The sequence below is a fragment of the Chitinophaga eiseniae genome (assembly GCF_900167135.1).
GTDB lineage: Bacteria > Bacteroidota > Bacteroidia > Chitinophagales > Chitinophagaceae > Chitinophaga > Chitinophaga eiseniae.
In genome coordinates this window covers 566,687-582,421 of record NZ_FUWZ01000004.1, presented here as the reverse complement: position 1 = coordinate 582,421, position 15,735 = coordinate 566,687, and the positions used below count along the sequence as shown (strand labels likewise).

Sequence of the window (15,735 nt, the reverse complement as noted above, 5' to 3'; positions counted from 1 at the left end):
AGAGAATTAAATGGGGTTGCTTTTTACAGGGTAATGGTCTCCAGATCGTCATCATCATCTGCCGCAGGCTGGTCTAGATTCAGATGGATATATCTCGCCAACTGTTCGATGGTAGCCAGCTGGAAAAAGGTCCGCACATTGACCTCTATGCCAAATTGCTTACGGACCGTGGAAGTCAGCCGGATCACCTGCAGCGAGTGGCCACCCAGTTCAAAGAAATTATCCTGTACACCGACGCCTGTCACACCCAACAGGTCTTCCCACACGGCGGACAACAGCGCTTCTGTTTCGTTGCGGGGGGCTACATATGTCTGTGATGACCATCCCGCCACCTCGTCCGGTGCCGGCAGCGCTTTACGATCTATTTTACCATTAGCCGTGAGCGGCAGCTTCTCCAGCGGCACCAGCCAGGAAGGTATCATGTATTCCGGCAGGCGGCCTTTCAGAAACGCATATACGTCATCTCGATCATAGGCATCGGTAGTAACCACATATGCCGCCAGCTGCTTGTTGCCTCTGCGGTCAGCGCGGGCCACCACCACTGCCTGCTGTACCTGTTCATGCAGTTGCAGTGCGTGTTCAATCTCGCCCAGCTCCACACGGAAGCCACGGACCTTCACCTGGTCATCCAGGCGGCCAAGGTATTCCACGGTACCATCCGGGAGCCAGCGACCGAGATCGCCGGTACGGTACATGCGTACAGTCATTCCCGTTATAAACGGATCGGTGATGAATTTTTCCGCTGTCAGCTCCGGGCGGTTGAGGTATCCTCTGCCCACTCCTACGCCGGAAACACAGATCTCTCCGGGCACACCGGGCGGACACAGCTGCATCGCTTCGTTCACCACGTAGATGTTGAGGTTTTGAACAGGATATCCCAGGGGAATATTAGACTGTACCGGCGCCTCATACATTGTATAATGACAGATGTCATCAGATGCCTCCGTAGGCCCGTAAGCGTTTACCACCGGGATACGGCCGTAATGCGGATGACGGAACCATTGTACCAGTACCTGCTGGCTGACGGCCTCGCCGGTGACAAGCAGGAACTCCAGATGTTCCAGTTTCACCGGAATATCCTCCTGTAATACCGTGGCCAGGTAAGAGGGCACCAGTTCCAGGATGGTCACCTGCTGGCGGTCTGCCGCGCGCATCAGTTGTTCCGGCTGCAGGATGGTTTCTTCGGAATAGATGATCGTCGTGCCGCCACAGAGCAGCGCGGCGAACATCTGCCATACGGAGATATCAAAAGTATAGGAAGCTGTAAAGGCAACAATAGTACGGTGGTCAAGTCTCAGATCGTTGACCTTTGCGTAGAGATGGTTCAGCATCCCCCGGTGTTCTATCAGCACGCCTTTGGGCTTACCGGTGGAACCGGAAGTATAGATAATGTACGCCAGATCACCGGGAGACGGTACCAATAAAGAACCTGATACCGGCTGACGGAACACTTCCTCCTGGCGATCATCCAGGGCAATTACGCGCGCCGTCGTAACGGCCGTCAACTTGTCTTGCAATAACCGGCTGCTCAGTACCACGGATGCCGCCACGTCTTCCAGCAGGAAAGCGATCCTTTCCGGCGGGTAGGCTGTATCTACCGGCACGTAGGCGCCGCCGGCCTTCAGGACACCCAATATACCGATGACCATTTCTGTTGACCTTTCAATGCAGATGGGCACCGGCATGTCTTTTTTTATGCCCAGGCCCTGCAGGTAATGCGCTACCTGGTTGGAACGTTCTTCCAGGTTACGGTATGTCAGCGCCGTCTCTCCAAAAATAATAGCGGTGGCATCGGGCATCACCGCCGCCTTTTCCCGGATAAGGGACACCAGTGTTTTATCTTGCGGAAACGCGACTTTTCGGTTGTTCAGCTTTTCCGTCAGCATCACTCTTTCAGCAGGCGTTAATATATCGAGTTCGGCCAGTTGAAGGTTATCGTTCGCCGTCATCTGTAGCAGCACCTCTTCGAAATGCCCGCGGATAGCGCCGATATAGGCATCAGCGAGGAGGTCTGCGTTATAGCGGAGCGTCACCCGGATGGTATCCGATACGGCAGCCAATATCTCCAGTGGCAGGTTGGTCTGCTCATGTACATGCACATTCTCCACCGTCAATATACCTTGTTGCGCCGTCATCATCTTGCTCACCGGATAGTTTTCATATACCAGCAAACTATCGAACCAATCGCCGGTAATACCGGTCCAGCGCTGCATATCATCCAACGGTGTATACTGGTACTCCCGGCATTGCAGCTGTGATGCCTGTAACTCCTGCAGCCAGACTGTTACCGGCTTTGCAGGGTCAATCACTGCGCACAAGGGCAGCGTATTGATATACATACCCACCGCCTGTTCTACTCCCGGCAGTCCTTCCGGCCGGCCGGACACCGTGATACCATAAGTCACTTCCTTACGCCCGGTATAACGATATAACAGGTACGACCATACGCCCTGTATAATTGTGTTAGGCGTAATACGATGACGGTGTGCAAAACGCTGAATATTCCTGGTTGCTGCTTCATCCAGCTCCAGTGACTCCTGCCGGTAGGTGCCTACTCCTGCATTACGGGCCTCGGCAGCGCCAATGAAGGGCAACAATGTAGCGTCTGTAGCGTTTTTCAGATAGCTACGCCAGAAAGTTTCCTCCTGCGTTTTATCCTGGCGTTCCAGGTACCGTACATAGTCTTCATACCGGTCTTCTGTAAATGCAGGCAACGGCAACTGTTTCACCACAGCTTCGTATATCCGTAACAGGTTTTCCAGTATCAGCGGCAGGGACCATCCATCGAATAAAATATGGTGGGACGTCCATACCATACGGTGACGACTGTCATCAACACGGATCAGCGCCAGCCGCATCAGCGGTGCATGGCTGAAGTCAAAACCCTTGTTACGGTCGGCTTCCAGGTAGTCCGCCAGCTTTTCCTGTTGTTCTTCCGGCGTCAGTGAGCGGTCATCCAGTAAAGTCACCGGCAGCTGTACATCCTGATACACCCACTGTACCGGGATGCTGAACTCATCGGCGCTGAAGCCGCTGCGCAACGCTGTATGCCTTTGCAGCAACAGATTCCAGCTCTGGATAAAGGCCGTCTCATTTAAGTGAAACAGATCGCAGGTAAACTGTTCCATATAGGCGTTAGCGTGTTCGTCAAACAAGGCATGGAATAACATAGCCTCCTGCAGACCGGTTAAGCGATAAAGGCTGCTGATACGGCCGCGGCGGGTTATTCCGTCGGGCGCGGCATCGAGGAACGTGTCCAGTTCCGCTACGGAGATCTCTTTGCCCAAGCCAAAGTCAGATGGTGTAAACGCCGGTTCCCTGCGACCTACGCAATGGGAAATCAGTGCTTCCAGGTGCGCCATACAGATCGATGCCATTTTTTCCATGGCGTCGGCACTGAGATGCCGGCTACTGTATTTCCAGCGAAGTACCAGCTCACCGTCCTGCACCATACCATCTATCGCTATTTTCTCCGACAACGGAAAATCTTTTCCGATAGCAGTTCCCGGTGATTCCGCCGCCATCCGCAGCAACCCGTCTGCTGCCGCAATGTTGTCTGTTTGACCGAGGTAGTTGAACACCACGTCCCAGGGGTCACTACCCTGAAGCGCCACTTCCTGCTGCAAATATTTTAACACACCGTATCCAAGACCTTTGTCCGGCACATTGCGTAATTGTTCTTTGACTGTTTTTAATTGCGATCCAATACTGCCGTTACCCGTCGCCAGCTTCAGGGGATAGAGGCTGGTGAACCATCCTACGGTATGGCTGACATCCGTTACATTGTCGATGGTTTCGCGGCCATGGCCTTCCAGGCCGATAGTCACGCTGTCTGTACCATTCCACTCCTGCAACGTCATTGCCAGCGCACATAACAACAGATCGTTTATTTCTGTATGATATGCTTTCGGGGCGTCCTGCAGCAGCCGCTTCGTTTGCCCGGCATTCAGCCGTACCACCAGGTTGGCGGTGTCCCTGATCGTAACGGCGCTGTCAAAGGATTTATCCGTTTTTAGCGGTTTAAATCCGGTTGTGGCTTGTTGCCAGTAATCCAGCTGGCCCAGTACCTTTTTACGTTGACCGTAAGCAGTCAGCGTCTGCTGCCATTGCCGATAGGAATTACTCTTCGGCGAAAGCGGGGAAGCTGGTTGTTTTACCAACTGCTCCAGGTCTTCCAGCAGGATACGCCAGGATACGCCGTCTATCGCCAGGTGATGTACTACGATCAACAGGCGGTGGTGAGAAATATTGTCCGGCGTTATCATCAGCACCGTCCGGACCACAATACCTTGCTCCGGATACAGGCTGCGCTGATAATGTTCCGCCTGCGCCGTAATTTCCGCCGGTAAGGTGTCCGTTGTTTTATCCCTCAGATCTATTACCTCCAGCGTCCCCTTATAGGCGCTGTATGTTTGTTGCCATTGTTGCTGCCTGCTATAGCTGAAGCGCAGCGCATCGTGATGCTGTATCAGTTTTTCGATGGCCGCTTCCAGCACGTTGAACGCCACCGATTTATCTACCTCCAGCAAGAGCGCCTGGTTAAAATGATGCTCACCCATTGCCTCCGCCGTATGCGCAAAATACCAATGCTGTATGGGTAGCAGCCCGCTGACGCCGGCCAGCGTACCCTGTTCTGCCTGATTGTCCGGCGTATCCTGCCTGGCAACCAGCATTGCAGCAAGACCGGCAATCGTCTGATACCTGAATAAGTCCGCCGGATGCAGGTTCAATCCTGCTTTTCTCGCGCGGCTCACTGCTTGTATGGTAATGATCGAGTCGCCGCCCAGTTCAAAAAAGTTATCGTATATCCCTACCTGTTGCTGATTCAGCAAATTTTGCCAGATGCCGGCCAGCAGGGATTCGGTTTCATTGCGGGGCGCCACAAAAGCGCTGCCGCTCAGTGTTTCCGTGTCCGGCGCCGGCAGTGCTTTTTTATCCACCTTGCCATTAGGGGTCAATGGGATGGCCTCCAGTGGAATAAACTGTACCGGCACCATATACTCCGGCAGCCGCTCCCGCAGGAAGGCGGATAATGGCTCACGGGCCGGCAGTTCCTCTCCGGTGAGGTAGGCCACCAGTCTTTTATGACCAGCACCATCGGTTTTGACGGTTGTTACGGCCTCGCGGATGGACGGATGCTGTAACAAGGCATTGTCAATCTCCCCCAGTTCTATCCGGTAGCCACGTAGTTTCACCTGGTCGTCTATCCGTCCGAGGTAGGCGATGTTACCGTCGGACAGCCAGCAAGCCAGATCACCGGTACGGTATAACCTTCCGCCACCGCCACCAAACGGATCATCGACAAATTTTTCAGCGGTCAGCGCCGGGTTGTTCAGGTATCCTTCAGCGACCTGTATCCCGCCGATAAACAGCTCCCCGGGCACGCCCACAGGTACGGGGCTACCGGTGCTATCCAGGATATAGGCGGTTACGTTAGTCAGTGGTTTTCCGATAGGCAGCATGTCTGTGACGGCCGGCTGCTGCGACTGGTAATGCCAGGCAGTAGCTACCACTGTTGTTTCCGTAGGGCCATATTCGTTATAAAAATCAACATGGGGCGCCCATGCTGCCGCCAGCGGCAGACTGCATGCTTCACCACCGGAGACGACCCGGCGTAACGAGCCATAGTTCCCCGGCGTGATGGACGCCAGGAAGCCGGGTGTTGTGTCCAGGTGTGTAATCTGTTCCTGCTCCAGCAGTTGCTCAAATTCCTGCCGGTCCAGCCGTAGCGCCTCCGGTATCAGTACCAGCACAGCACCGTTTACCAAAGGCAGGAACATCTGTTCCACCGACGCATCGAAGCAATAGTTGGAGAACTGCAGTATTCTATCTGTTACGTCAATCTTAAAATCCGCGCTGCGGTGAACGATAAAGTTGACGATCGCCGCATGTGGAATGACCACGCCTTTGGGGATGCCCGTAGAGCCGGATGTGTAGATCACATAAGCCGGATCTTTCGATGCGGCAGCTGTAATCGTATACTTCTCTCCCGCCGGCTGGCACCAGTTATCCGGCAATAACAGCCTGGAGGCCGATGGGAACAAATGTGTATGCTCCGTTGTGGTCACGATCAGCCGGTCGCCGCCGATATCTTCCAGTATGCGGCCGATCCTTTCCGCCGGATGCTGTGGGTCCAGCGGCACGTAGGCGCCGCCGGCTTTCAGGATGCCGAGAATGGCCACCATCATCTGCAGGGAACGATCTATGCACAACGGTACCAGCGTACCCGCGCTAACGCCGTTACGCGCCAGCTGACCAGCCAGCTGACCGGAACGTTCATCCAGCTCCTGGTAAGTCAGCGCCGTATTCCCGAACACCAGCGCCGTCGCCAGCGGCGTACGACGGGCTTGCTCGGTAAATAGCTCCGCCAGCGTTTGCGCCACCACCGGTTTTGCCGGTTGCCGGGCCTGATTAAAGTCATACAACAGCTGCTTCTCTTCCGCCTCACTGAGGATTCGCAGCGATTCAAGACTGGCTGCCGGCGCTGCCGTGAGGCTGCGCAGCAGCTGTTCAAAATGCCGCATCATCCGTTCGATGGTGGAGGGTAAATACAGATCGGTGCAATACTCCACACTGCCCCGCAAACCTTCCGGCGTATCTTCCAGCGTGAAGCTGAGATCATATTGGGTGGTAGCGTAAGACAGCGGCATCGCCTCCATTTGTAATCCCTCCAGTTCCGGCGATGTACTTTCCGGCATATTCTGCAACGTAAACATCACCTGGAACAGTGGACTTCGGCTGAGATCGCGCGCTTTCACCACTGCTTCCACGACTTTCTCAAACGGTATTTCCTGGTGCTGGTATGCGTTGAGCGTTGTTTCCTTTACGGCCTGTAACAAGCTAATGAAGGACTGCCGGCCATCTACGTAGCTGCGTAACGCCAGTGTGTTAATAAAGAACCCGATGAGCGCTTCTGTCTCCTGCCGCGTACGGCCGGCCACAGGGCTTCCCACACAAATATCTTCCTGGCCGCTATAGCGGAATAACAATACCTTAAAGGCCGCCAGCAATGTCATAAACAGCGTTGCCTCCTGTTGCTGTGCCAGCGCCCGGAGGCCGGAGGTCAACTGTTTATCCAGCCGGAACCAGGAAACGGCGCCCCTGTTCCGCTGTACTGCCGGACGGGAGTAATCCGTCGGTAACTGCAACGTCTCTACGCCGTTGAGTTGCGCTTTCCAATAATCAAGCTGCAGCGATAATACGGTATCTGTCAGGTAGCGCCGCTGCCAGATCGCATAGTCCGCATATTGCAGCGGCAGTGGTGGCAGCGTGTTCATTTCATTGCGGACAAATGACCGGTAAAGGTCTGTCAGCTCGTTGACGATGATAGAAGAAGACCAGCCGTCGGAAGCGATGTGGTGGATCACAGCCACCAGTACGTGCTCCGTTGCCGACAGCACTACAAGGTGGGCACGCAGCATATGGTCTTTCGAGAGATCGAAGGGCGTCTGCACATGTGCTTGTACCAATGATGACAAGGCCAGCGGGTCTTCGTGATAAACGGGATCGTCTGTCACCGTCAGCTGCCAGTGGTCCCGCGCCAGCAGCCGTTGCCAGGCGATACCATCTTCCTCGGCAATCACCGTCCGCAGTATTTCATGACGATTGATAATATGCTGTAAGGCAGATGCCAGCGCACTTCTGTCGAGCTGCCCTTTGAGCCGCAGCACTACCGGGATATGATACTGCACGCTTCCTTCCAGCTGATCGATAAACCATAAACGTTCCTGGCTAAACGAAAGCGGCACTCTTTCCGGGCGCAGCACCGCTTCAACAGCGGGTAGCGCCGGGGTGGCATGCTGTTGGTCACCCAGGTGTGCCGCCAACAGCGCTACGGTAGCATGTGTAAATACCGATTTCACCGGCAGCTCCAGCTGCAGTTGTCTACGTATTGCCGCCACCAGGCGCATGGATAAGAGAGAGTTTCCACCAAGTGTGAAGAAATTATCGTTAATGCCTACCCTGGAAATGTTCAGAATATCCTGAAAGATATTTGCAAACAGCTGTTCCGTTTCGTTTCCAGGAGCCACATAGGCAGCTGCGGCAAGGAAGGATTCATCCGGCGCTGGTAACGCCTTGCGGTTGATCTTTCCACTGGCGGTCAGGGGCATCGCTGCCAGTGGTACCAGTATCGCAGGCACCATGTATTCCGGGAGGCGGCGCTTTAGTTCATCCAGCACGGCAATGCAGTCTATCTCCCCTGCCGGCACTACATAACCGATCAGGCGTTTGCTGCCATCGGCCGCATCACGCGCCACGACAACAGCTTCGCTCACTCGTTCATTCTCCAGCAATACACTTTCTATTTCTCCCAGCTCGATCCTGAATCCCCGGATCTTCACCTGGTCATCGATCCTGCCTGCATATTCTATATTGCCATCGGGTAACCAGCGGCACCAGTCACCCGTTTTATACAGGCGGCCGTCACTGAATGGATCTGCGATAAATTTCTCTGCGGTAAGACTTTCCCGGTTCAGATATCCGCGGGCTACCTGTACCCCGCCGATATGCAGTTCCCCGAAAACGCCCGGTGGAAGCAACCCGCCGGCCTTATCGAGAATATATAGCTGTGTGTTGGCTACCGGTTTTCCGATAGACACCACTTCATTTTCTGTAAAACGATCCGGCACCTGCCAGCAGGTAACGTCGATCGCCGCTTCCGTAGGTCCGTAGAGGTTATACAACCCCGCATACGGTATCTTCTCACGAAACAGGCTCACCTGCTGCGGCTTCAGCGCCTCCCCGCTACAAAGGACCCTTTTCAGGCCAGGAACCTCCTCCGGGCTCACATCTTCCAGGAAGATATGTAACATGGACGGTACAAAATGAATAGTAGTGATACCATAACGGTCAATGGCCGCTTTCAGATAGGAGGTATCCTTCTGTCCCCCCGGGACGGCCATCACCAGCCGTGCACCGCACATCAACGGCCATAGCAGCTCCCATACGGATACGTCGAAACAAAAAGTTGTCTTCTGTAAAATAGCGTCGTCGCCGTTGAGTCCAAAGTATTTTTGCGTCCATAGCAAGCGGTTCACTACGCCGGCGTGTTCATTCATCACGCCTTTAGGCTTTCCGGTGGAACCGGAAGTGTAGATCACGTATGCCAGTTGGCCGGGCTGAATCACCCGACCCGTAGGTGTCTCCGGATAGATGCCCAGCACAGGCCGGATTTCATCGAGGCGCACCACGCCGCTGAAATTATCCGGTATAGCGCGAAAACCGGAATGATCTGTGAGGATAATATCCGCGTTGGTATCTTCCAGTATATGTAAGATCCGTTCTTCCGGATAGGTTGGATCAACCGGCACATAGGCGGCGCCGGCTTTCAGAATCGCAACAATAGCGATGATCATGTCCAGCGAACGTTCGAGACATACCGGCACCAGCGTTTCTGCCCCTACTCCCTTGCTGTTCAGGTAATGTGCCAGCTGGTTAGTAATGATATCCAGTTCCCGGTAGGTCAGGCACCCTTGTTCATCCACCACGGCTATCAGCAGCGGCGTACGGTTTACCTGCGCTGCAAACAAAGTTGTCAACGTTTGTTGCCGGGGAAAGTCTGTAGCGGTATCGTTGAAGCTGTGCAGCAGCGACCGCTCCGCGTTCGTCAACCATGAAAGCGCAGACACAGGGCTGCTACCATTTTCCGGCAGCTGCGCCAGCAGGGTTTCAAAATGACCGGCGATAGCCTGCAGGTAATTATCTGAAAGCAAGCCGGTATTGTAGCTGAAGCGGATATGAAGCGTTTCCCCGGCGACAATCAAAATAGTGAGCGGATAGTTTGTCTTCTCCTGTACCGCCACATTCTCCACCTGCAACAGCCACGCCTGCGCCTCCAGCACCTTGCTTACGGGGTAGTTCTCAAACACCAGCAGGGTATCAAACAATTCCCCCGGGAGGCCGCACCAATGCTGAATAGTATCCAGACCTGTATGCTGGTGTTCACGGCTTTGCAGCTGGGAGAGCTGTAGTTCCTGTAACCATGGTCCCAGGACCTTCTCCGCAGTAACAGCCGCGTGCAGCGGAATGGTATTGATATACATTCCTACCCTTTGTTCCACGCCGGACAAATCTTCCGGCCGGCCGGACACCGTTACCCCATAGGTAACGTGCTCCTGTCCGGTGTAATGGTGTAACAGCAACGCCCATACGCCCTGCATCAGCGTATTCACAGTAATATGCTGTCGCTGGGCAAAAGCATTGATCTTTGCCGTTGCCGCGGCATCGATGCTCAGGATAAAATCTTTATATACGCCAGCTTCCCGTGTGCGGTCTGCGCCCGGACGGATAAAAGGCAACAGGGTGGCTTCTTCCACTCCTTCCATATACCGGCGCCAGTATTGTTCTTCTTTTTCACCGTCCCGTTTTTCCAGGTAACGGATAAAGTCTTCATAACGATCTTCCGTACGTGCGGGCAGCGGCACACCATTCAAGGTTGCCTCATAAGCTTGCAGCAACTCCTCCATTAACACAGGGACAGACCAGCCATCAAACAAAATATGATGGAAGGTCCATAACAAACGGTGACGTCCCTCCGCCAGTTTAAGCAGCGAAATACGCATCATTGGCGGCACTTTAAAATCAAAGGGTTGCTTAGCATCCTGTTGTGTGAACACTTCCACTGCTTTCCGCTGCTCCGCCGCTTCCATCCCACTGTAGTCGGCCTGGTGAAACGGCAATACCGCTTCCCTGAAGACAGCCTGTAATGGTATGGCTGCTTCATCACTGAAGAAGGCCGTGCGCAGGATGGTATGCCGTTGCATGAGGTGTTCCCACGCTGCCTTGAATGCCTCCGGCTGCACGTTGATCAGGTCGCAGCCAAATTGTTCAATGTATGCGCCGCCAGCCTGGTCATACAGGCTGTGAAACAACATTCCCTCCTGTAATGCGCTCAAACGATACAATCCTGATACGTGCGCACGCCGCGGCATACCGGCATGGTCAACATTCAGCAGCGCATCCAGTTCGGGAATTGCCACAATGCCTTGCAGCCCGTAATCCGATGGAGTGGCCAGCGCCTCTTGTTGTGCAACGCAGCAGGTAATCAGCCGCTGTAGTTGCTGTATATATTCATCTGCCAGCGCCTGTATCTGTTGCGCCTGGAAATGCCTGGTACTAAAAGACCATGCCAATACAAGCGCTCCCTCGCTGACGATACTGTTAATACCTATTTTCTCATGCATCACGTATGTTTCTCCCACACCAGGTGCGGCAGCTTCTTCCACGATGGTTAATACACCATCCTGTTTCACTACACGGTCCGATTGTCCGAGGTAATTAAATACGATTTCCCAGGGATCGTCGCCCTGTAGGGAAGGTGTTTGCAGCAGTTGCTTTAATACGCCGAAGCCGATGCCTTTATCTGGCACGGCACGCAATTGTTCTTTGACGGAGCGTAGCACCTCACCAGGTGTCAGTTGCTGATCAGCTTCCAGCAGGACCGGGTACAAACTGGTGAACCAGCCTACGGTGCGGCTGATGTCCATACCGCCGATATCGTGCCGGCCGTGACTTTCCAGCCCTATACATACTTTAGTGGTTTCGTTCCACATGCCAACAGCCAGCGCCAGCGCACACAACAGAATATCGTTGATCTCCGTATGATACGCCTGCGGCGCATCCTGAAGCAACTGTCGTGTCCAGCCGGCATCCAGCGTTGTCGTTATGCTCTCAAAATCCGCCATAGAAACTTTACCATTGAAAGGCGCTGCTGCTTTTAAAACAGCCTGTTTGCTTTCCTGGTGGATGTTTTCCCAATACGGCAGCTGGACGGTTAATCGCCGCTGGCCTGAATACGCTGCCAGCGCTTCATGCCACTGCCGGTAAGAATTTCCTTTATCGAGCGTCAGCGCTGCGGGGTCCTGTTGCAACAACGCTTCCAGATCTTCCAGCAGGATACGCCAGGAGACGCCATCCACCACCAGGTGATGGATAACGATCAACAAACGATGATGCGTTTCGGTTTCCGGTGTTTGCAACAGTACCGCGCGCACCAATATCCCTTTGGAAATATCCAGGGAGCGATGTACGGCAAGGCTGTACGCCGTAAGGTGTGCGGCGAGGTTCTCTGCCGGGACCGCCCTCAGGTCTTCTATGGTGAGCGTTGCTTCATGGGTGCCGTAGGTCTGATGCCAACCCTTATCATCTGTCCGGTAAACAAAACGAAGGGCGTCGTGGTAACGGACCAGCGCTTTAATGGCGGCGGCCAACTGTGCAGGAAGAATTTTTTTATCGATGCCTACCAGTACGCTCTGGTTAAAATGACCTGCCGCCGCTGCGTTGTTATCAAAAAACCAACGCTGTACCGGGATCAATCCACTCTCTCCCGTTAGCAGCCCCTGTTCACCTGTCAATACCTGCTCCCTGTTTTCAGACAACAGTATTTCCAGTCTTTCGATGGTCTGATGCCGGAAGAGGTCCCGCGGATGCAGGCGGAAGCCAGCCTTCCGCGCCCTGCTGACCACCTGTATAGTGATGATGGAGTCACCCCCCAGCTCAAAGAAATTATCGTATATGCCTACCTGTGACACCCCAAGCAGCTCCTGCCAGATCTGCGCCATTTCCCGACCAGCATGGGTACGGGGCGCCACATAATCGTGCGCAGCGAACGTAGTCACCTCTGGTTCGGGTAAAGCTTTTTTGTCAATCTTCCCGTTCGCCGTCACCGGAAACTGATCAAGGGTCATAATGACAGCAGGCACCATGTATTCCGGTAACTTCGCTTTCAGATAATTCACCAGGGCATCTTTGTCAAATGTATCGGCCGGCACTACGTAGGCTACCAGCCGTTTCAGGTCTTTTTCATCTGTTTTGACGACCACGATCCCCTGCGCCACCGCAGGATGGGTCAACAGGATACTTTCCACCTCGCCCGGTTCTATGCGATGACCGCGGATCTTCACCTGATCGTCCACGCGGCCGAGATATACAATATTACCGTCGGGCAGCCAACGCGCACGGTCTCCCGTGCGGTACAGCCTTTCTTCCGGGTTGTCGCTGAATGGGTGTGGAACGAATTTCTCCGCTGTCAGCTCCGGTCTGTCGAGATAACCCGTTGCCAGGCCCGCTCCGCCAACATACAGCTCACCCGCCACTCCCACCGGCAACAGCTGTTGTGCATCGTCCAGCACGTAAGCAGTGCGGTTATTGAGCGGTATGCCGACAGGCGTATTGGGAGCCAGCGCATGAGGATTGATAAGATAACTTAAAGAGAAGGTAGTATTCTCCGTAGGTCCGTAAATGTTACTGATACTGATATCGGGATATGCCTGCCGGAAACGTTCTACATGCTTTTCAGACATCTTCTCTCCGCCGGTAAGAACCGCCGACAGGCGGCCAAAGACCGTGATATCGGTATCTACCAGCTGGTTAAACCAGCTGGTGGTAATAAACAGGATGGTTACCGCCTTGCTGTATAGTTCCTGTTTAAACACAGCACTATCGAGGAGACTATTGCCCGCGCTAAGCGCCAGGCGGCCGCCATGCAACAGGGCGCCCCAGTATTCGAAAGTCGTAGCATCAAAAGCCAGAGAGCCGGCAGATAAGATGGTGCTGGCAGCATCCAGGGAAACATAATTCGGTTGCAGCACGAGGCTGGTCACATTCCTGTGCGTTACCAGTACGCCTTTAGGTCTCCCGGTAGAACCAGACGTATACATCACATAAGCCAGATCATTGGCGGATGGCGGGTTGTCAGGGACGGTGCCGGGCCAGCCTGTCAACAGCGCCGGTAGCTGGTCTGCCAGCAACAGTTCCATACCCGGCCGTTCCTGTGTAAAACGATCATGAAAATCAGTGGTGGTCACCAGCATGCTGCTACGGCTCTCGTCGAGCATCATGCCCAGCCTTTCCGCAGGATAAGCCGGGTCCAGCGGCATGTAGGCCGCTCCTGCTTTCAGTATGGCGAGGATGCTCACCATCATTTCAGGGGAGCGTTCGGTGCACACCGGCACTATGCTTCCCTGCCGTATGCCTTTTCCCCGCAGATAGTGCGCCAGCTGGTTCGACTGTTTTTCCAGTTCACTGTAATGCATCACTGCGTCACCGAACATGAGGGCGACTGTATCCGGCGCCTCTTGGGCTTGTGCAGAGAACAGGGTAGTGATGGACTGATCATCAGCGTAAGCGACGGCAGTATTATTGAAGGCTGTCAGCACCTGTTCCCGTTCTGCTGCTGATAGCAGCGGCAACAGGTGCACCGGTTTATCGGGTGTCAGCAAAACGTTATCCAGCAGCAAGCAGAAATGCCTGATCATCCGCTGTATCGTTGTCGGTTCAAACAGATCGGTGCAATACTCCATCCTTCCGGAAAGCCCGGCGGGTGTTTCTTCAAAGGAGCAGGTGAGGTCGAATTTGGCTGTGGTGTGCGCGGTCTCCATGTAGGTGAACGTAACACCGTCCAGCTCCAGTTCCGGCGCCGCCGGGGCATTCTGCAGGGCAAACATGACCTGGAACAGCGGGTTCCTGGCCATGTCCCTTTCTTTCACTACTGCTTCCACAATCTTTTCAAAAGGCAATTCCTGATGATCGTATGCGGCGAGGGTTGTTTGTTTTATTTGCTGCAACAATGCGCTGAACGTAGGATGCCCGGACAGGTTGCTGCGTAGCGCCAGCGAGTTGATAAAAAAACCTATCAGGTTATCCGTTTCGTTCCGCGTTCTGCCCGCCACGGGCGTGCCCACACAGATATCTTCCTGACCGGTATAACGGTACAGCAAGGTTTTAAAAGCTGTGAGCAATGTCATAAATATTGTAGCGCCCTGCTGCCGGGAAAAAGATTTCACCCTATCAGAAATATCACGGTCAAGGTTAAACGTAATGACAGCGCCCCGATCACTTTGAACGGCCGGCCGCGGATAATCTGTAGGCAGCTCCAGCACCGGCGTACCGGAGAGTTGGTTTTTCCAGTAACCTAACTGCATAGCCAGTGTATCACCGGAGAGGTATTGACGTTGCCATACCGCGTAGTCGGCGTATTGTATGTCCATCGGTGGCAACGGGGACACATGACCGGTTACGGCGGCGTGGTACAGCGCTGCCAGTTCGCGTACAATGATGCCGGTAGACCAGGCATCTGCCGCTATATGGTGCAAAACCACCACCAGTATGTATTCACCGCCACCCATCGATATCAGGCGGGCACGCAGCATGTGATCAGCTGCCAGATCAAAAGGCGCATCAATCATCGCCTGAATGGAGCGCTCCAACGCGGGCGGGTCATCATAATATTCCTGCGCCGTCAGCATGTCCATTTGCCAGGTGTCTTTATCCAGCACCAACTGAGAGGCTACACCTGCAGTATCCCTGAATACGGTGCGTAACACCTCATGGCGGTCCACAATGGTCTTCAGCGCCTGCTGCAGGGCATCTACCTGCAGCGCGCCTTTTAACTTCAATACAATGGGAATATGATATTTAACGCTCCCTTCCAGCTGATCGATGAACCAGAGTCTTTCCTGACTGAAGGAGAGCCGCGCCCCGGCGTGGCTGGCAGCTGCACCGGGGGTGATAGGCGTTGTCTCTGCGGAGATGGCCTGGTGCAACAAGGCTTTGATTTCATCCCGGTGCAATTTTATCTCTTCCAGCAGTTCAGGGGCGATACCTGCGTCTTTGGGTGTCCGGAATTTAATCTTGCCATCCTCCAGGAAGAGCATAACTCCCTGTTCCCGGGCTTTCGCCACCAGTGCTATTGCCTTGTTGAAATTAACCTCAATCATATATCATCTTTATAATACC

At 54.1% G+C, this 15,735-nt stretch carries 1 protein-coding gene; it reads right to left on the bottom strand.

The features are described 5' to 3' along the window. Window positions 1-23: 23 nt before the first annotated feature. Window positions 24-15,716, bottom strand: a complete 15,693-nt coding sequence (locus tag B5D63_RS25645; RefSeq protein WP_078671710.1) for a non-ribosomal peptide synthetase — start codon at window positions 15,714-15,716, stop codon at window positions 24-26. Between the last annotated feature and the right edge of the window lie 19 nt (window positions 15,717-15,735).

Excerpts from the sequence above, each read along its gene's own strand:
- B5D63_RS25645 (WP_078671710.1), bottom strand. The coding sequence starts at position 15,716 with ATGATTGAGGTTAATTTCAACAAGGCAATAGCACTGGTGGCGAAAGCC.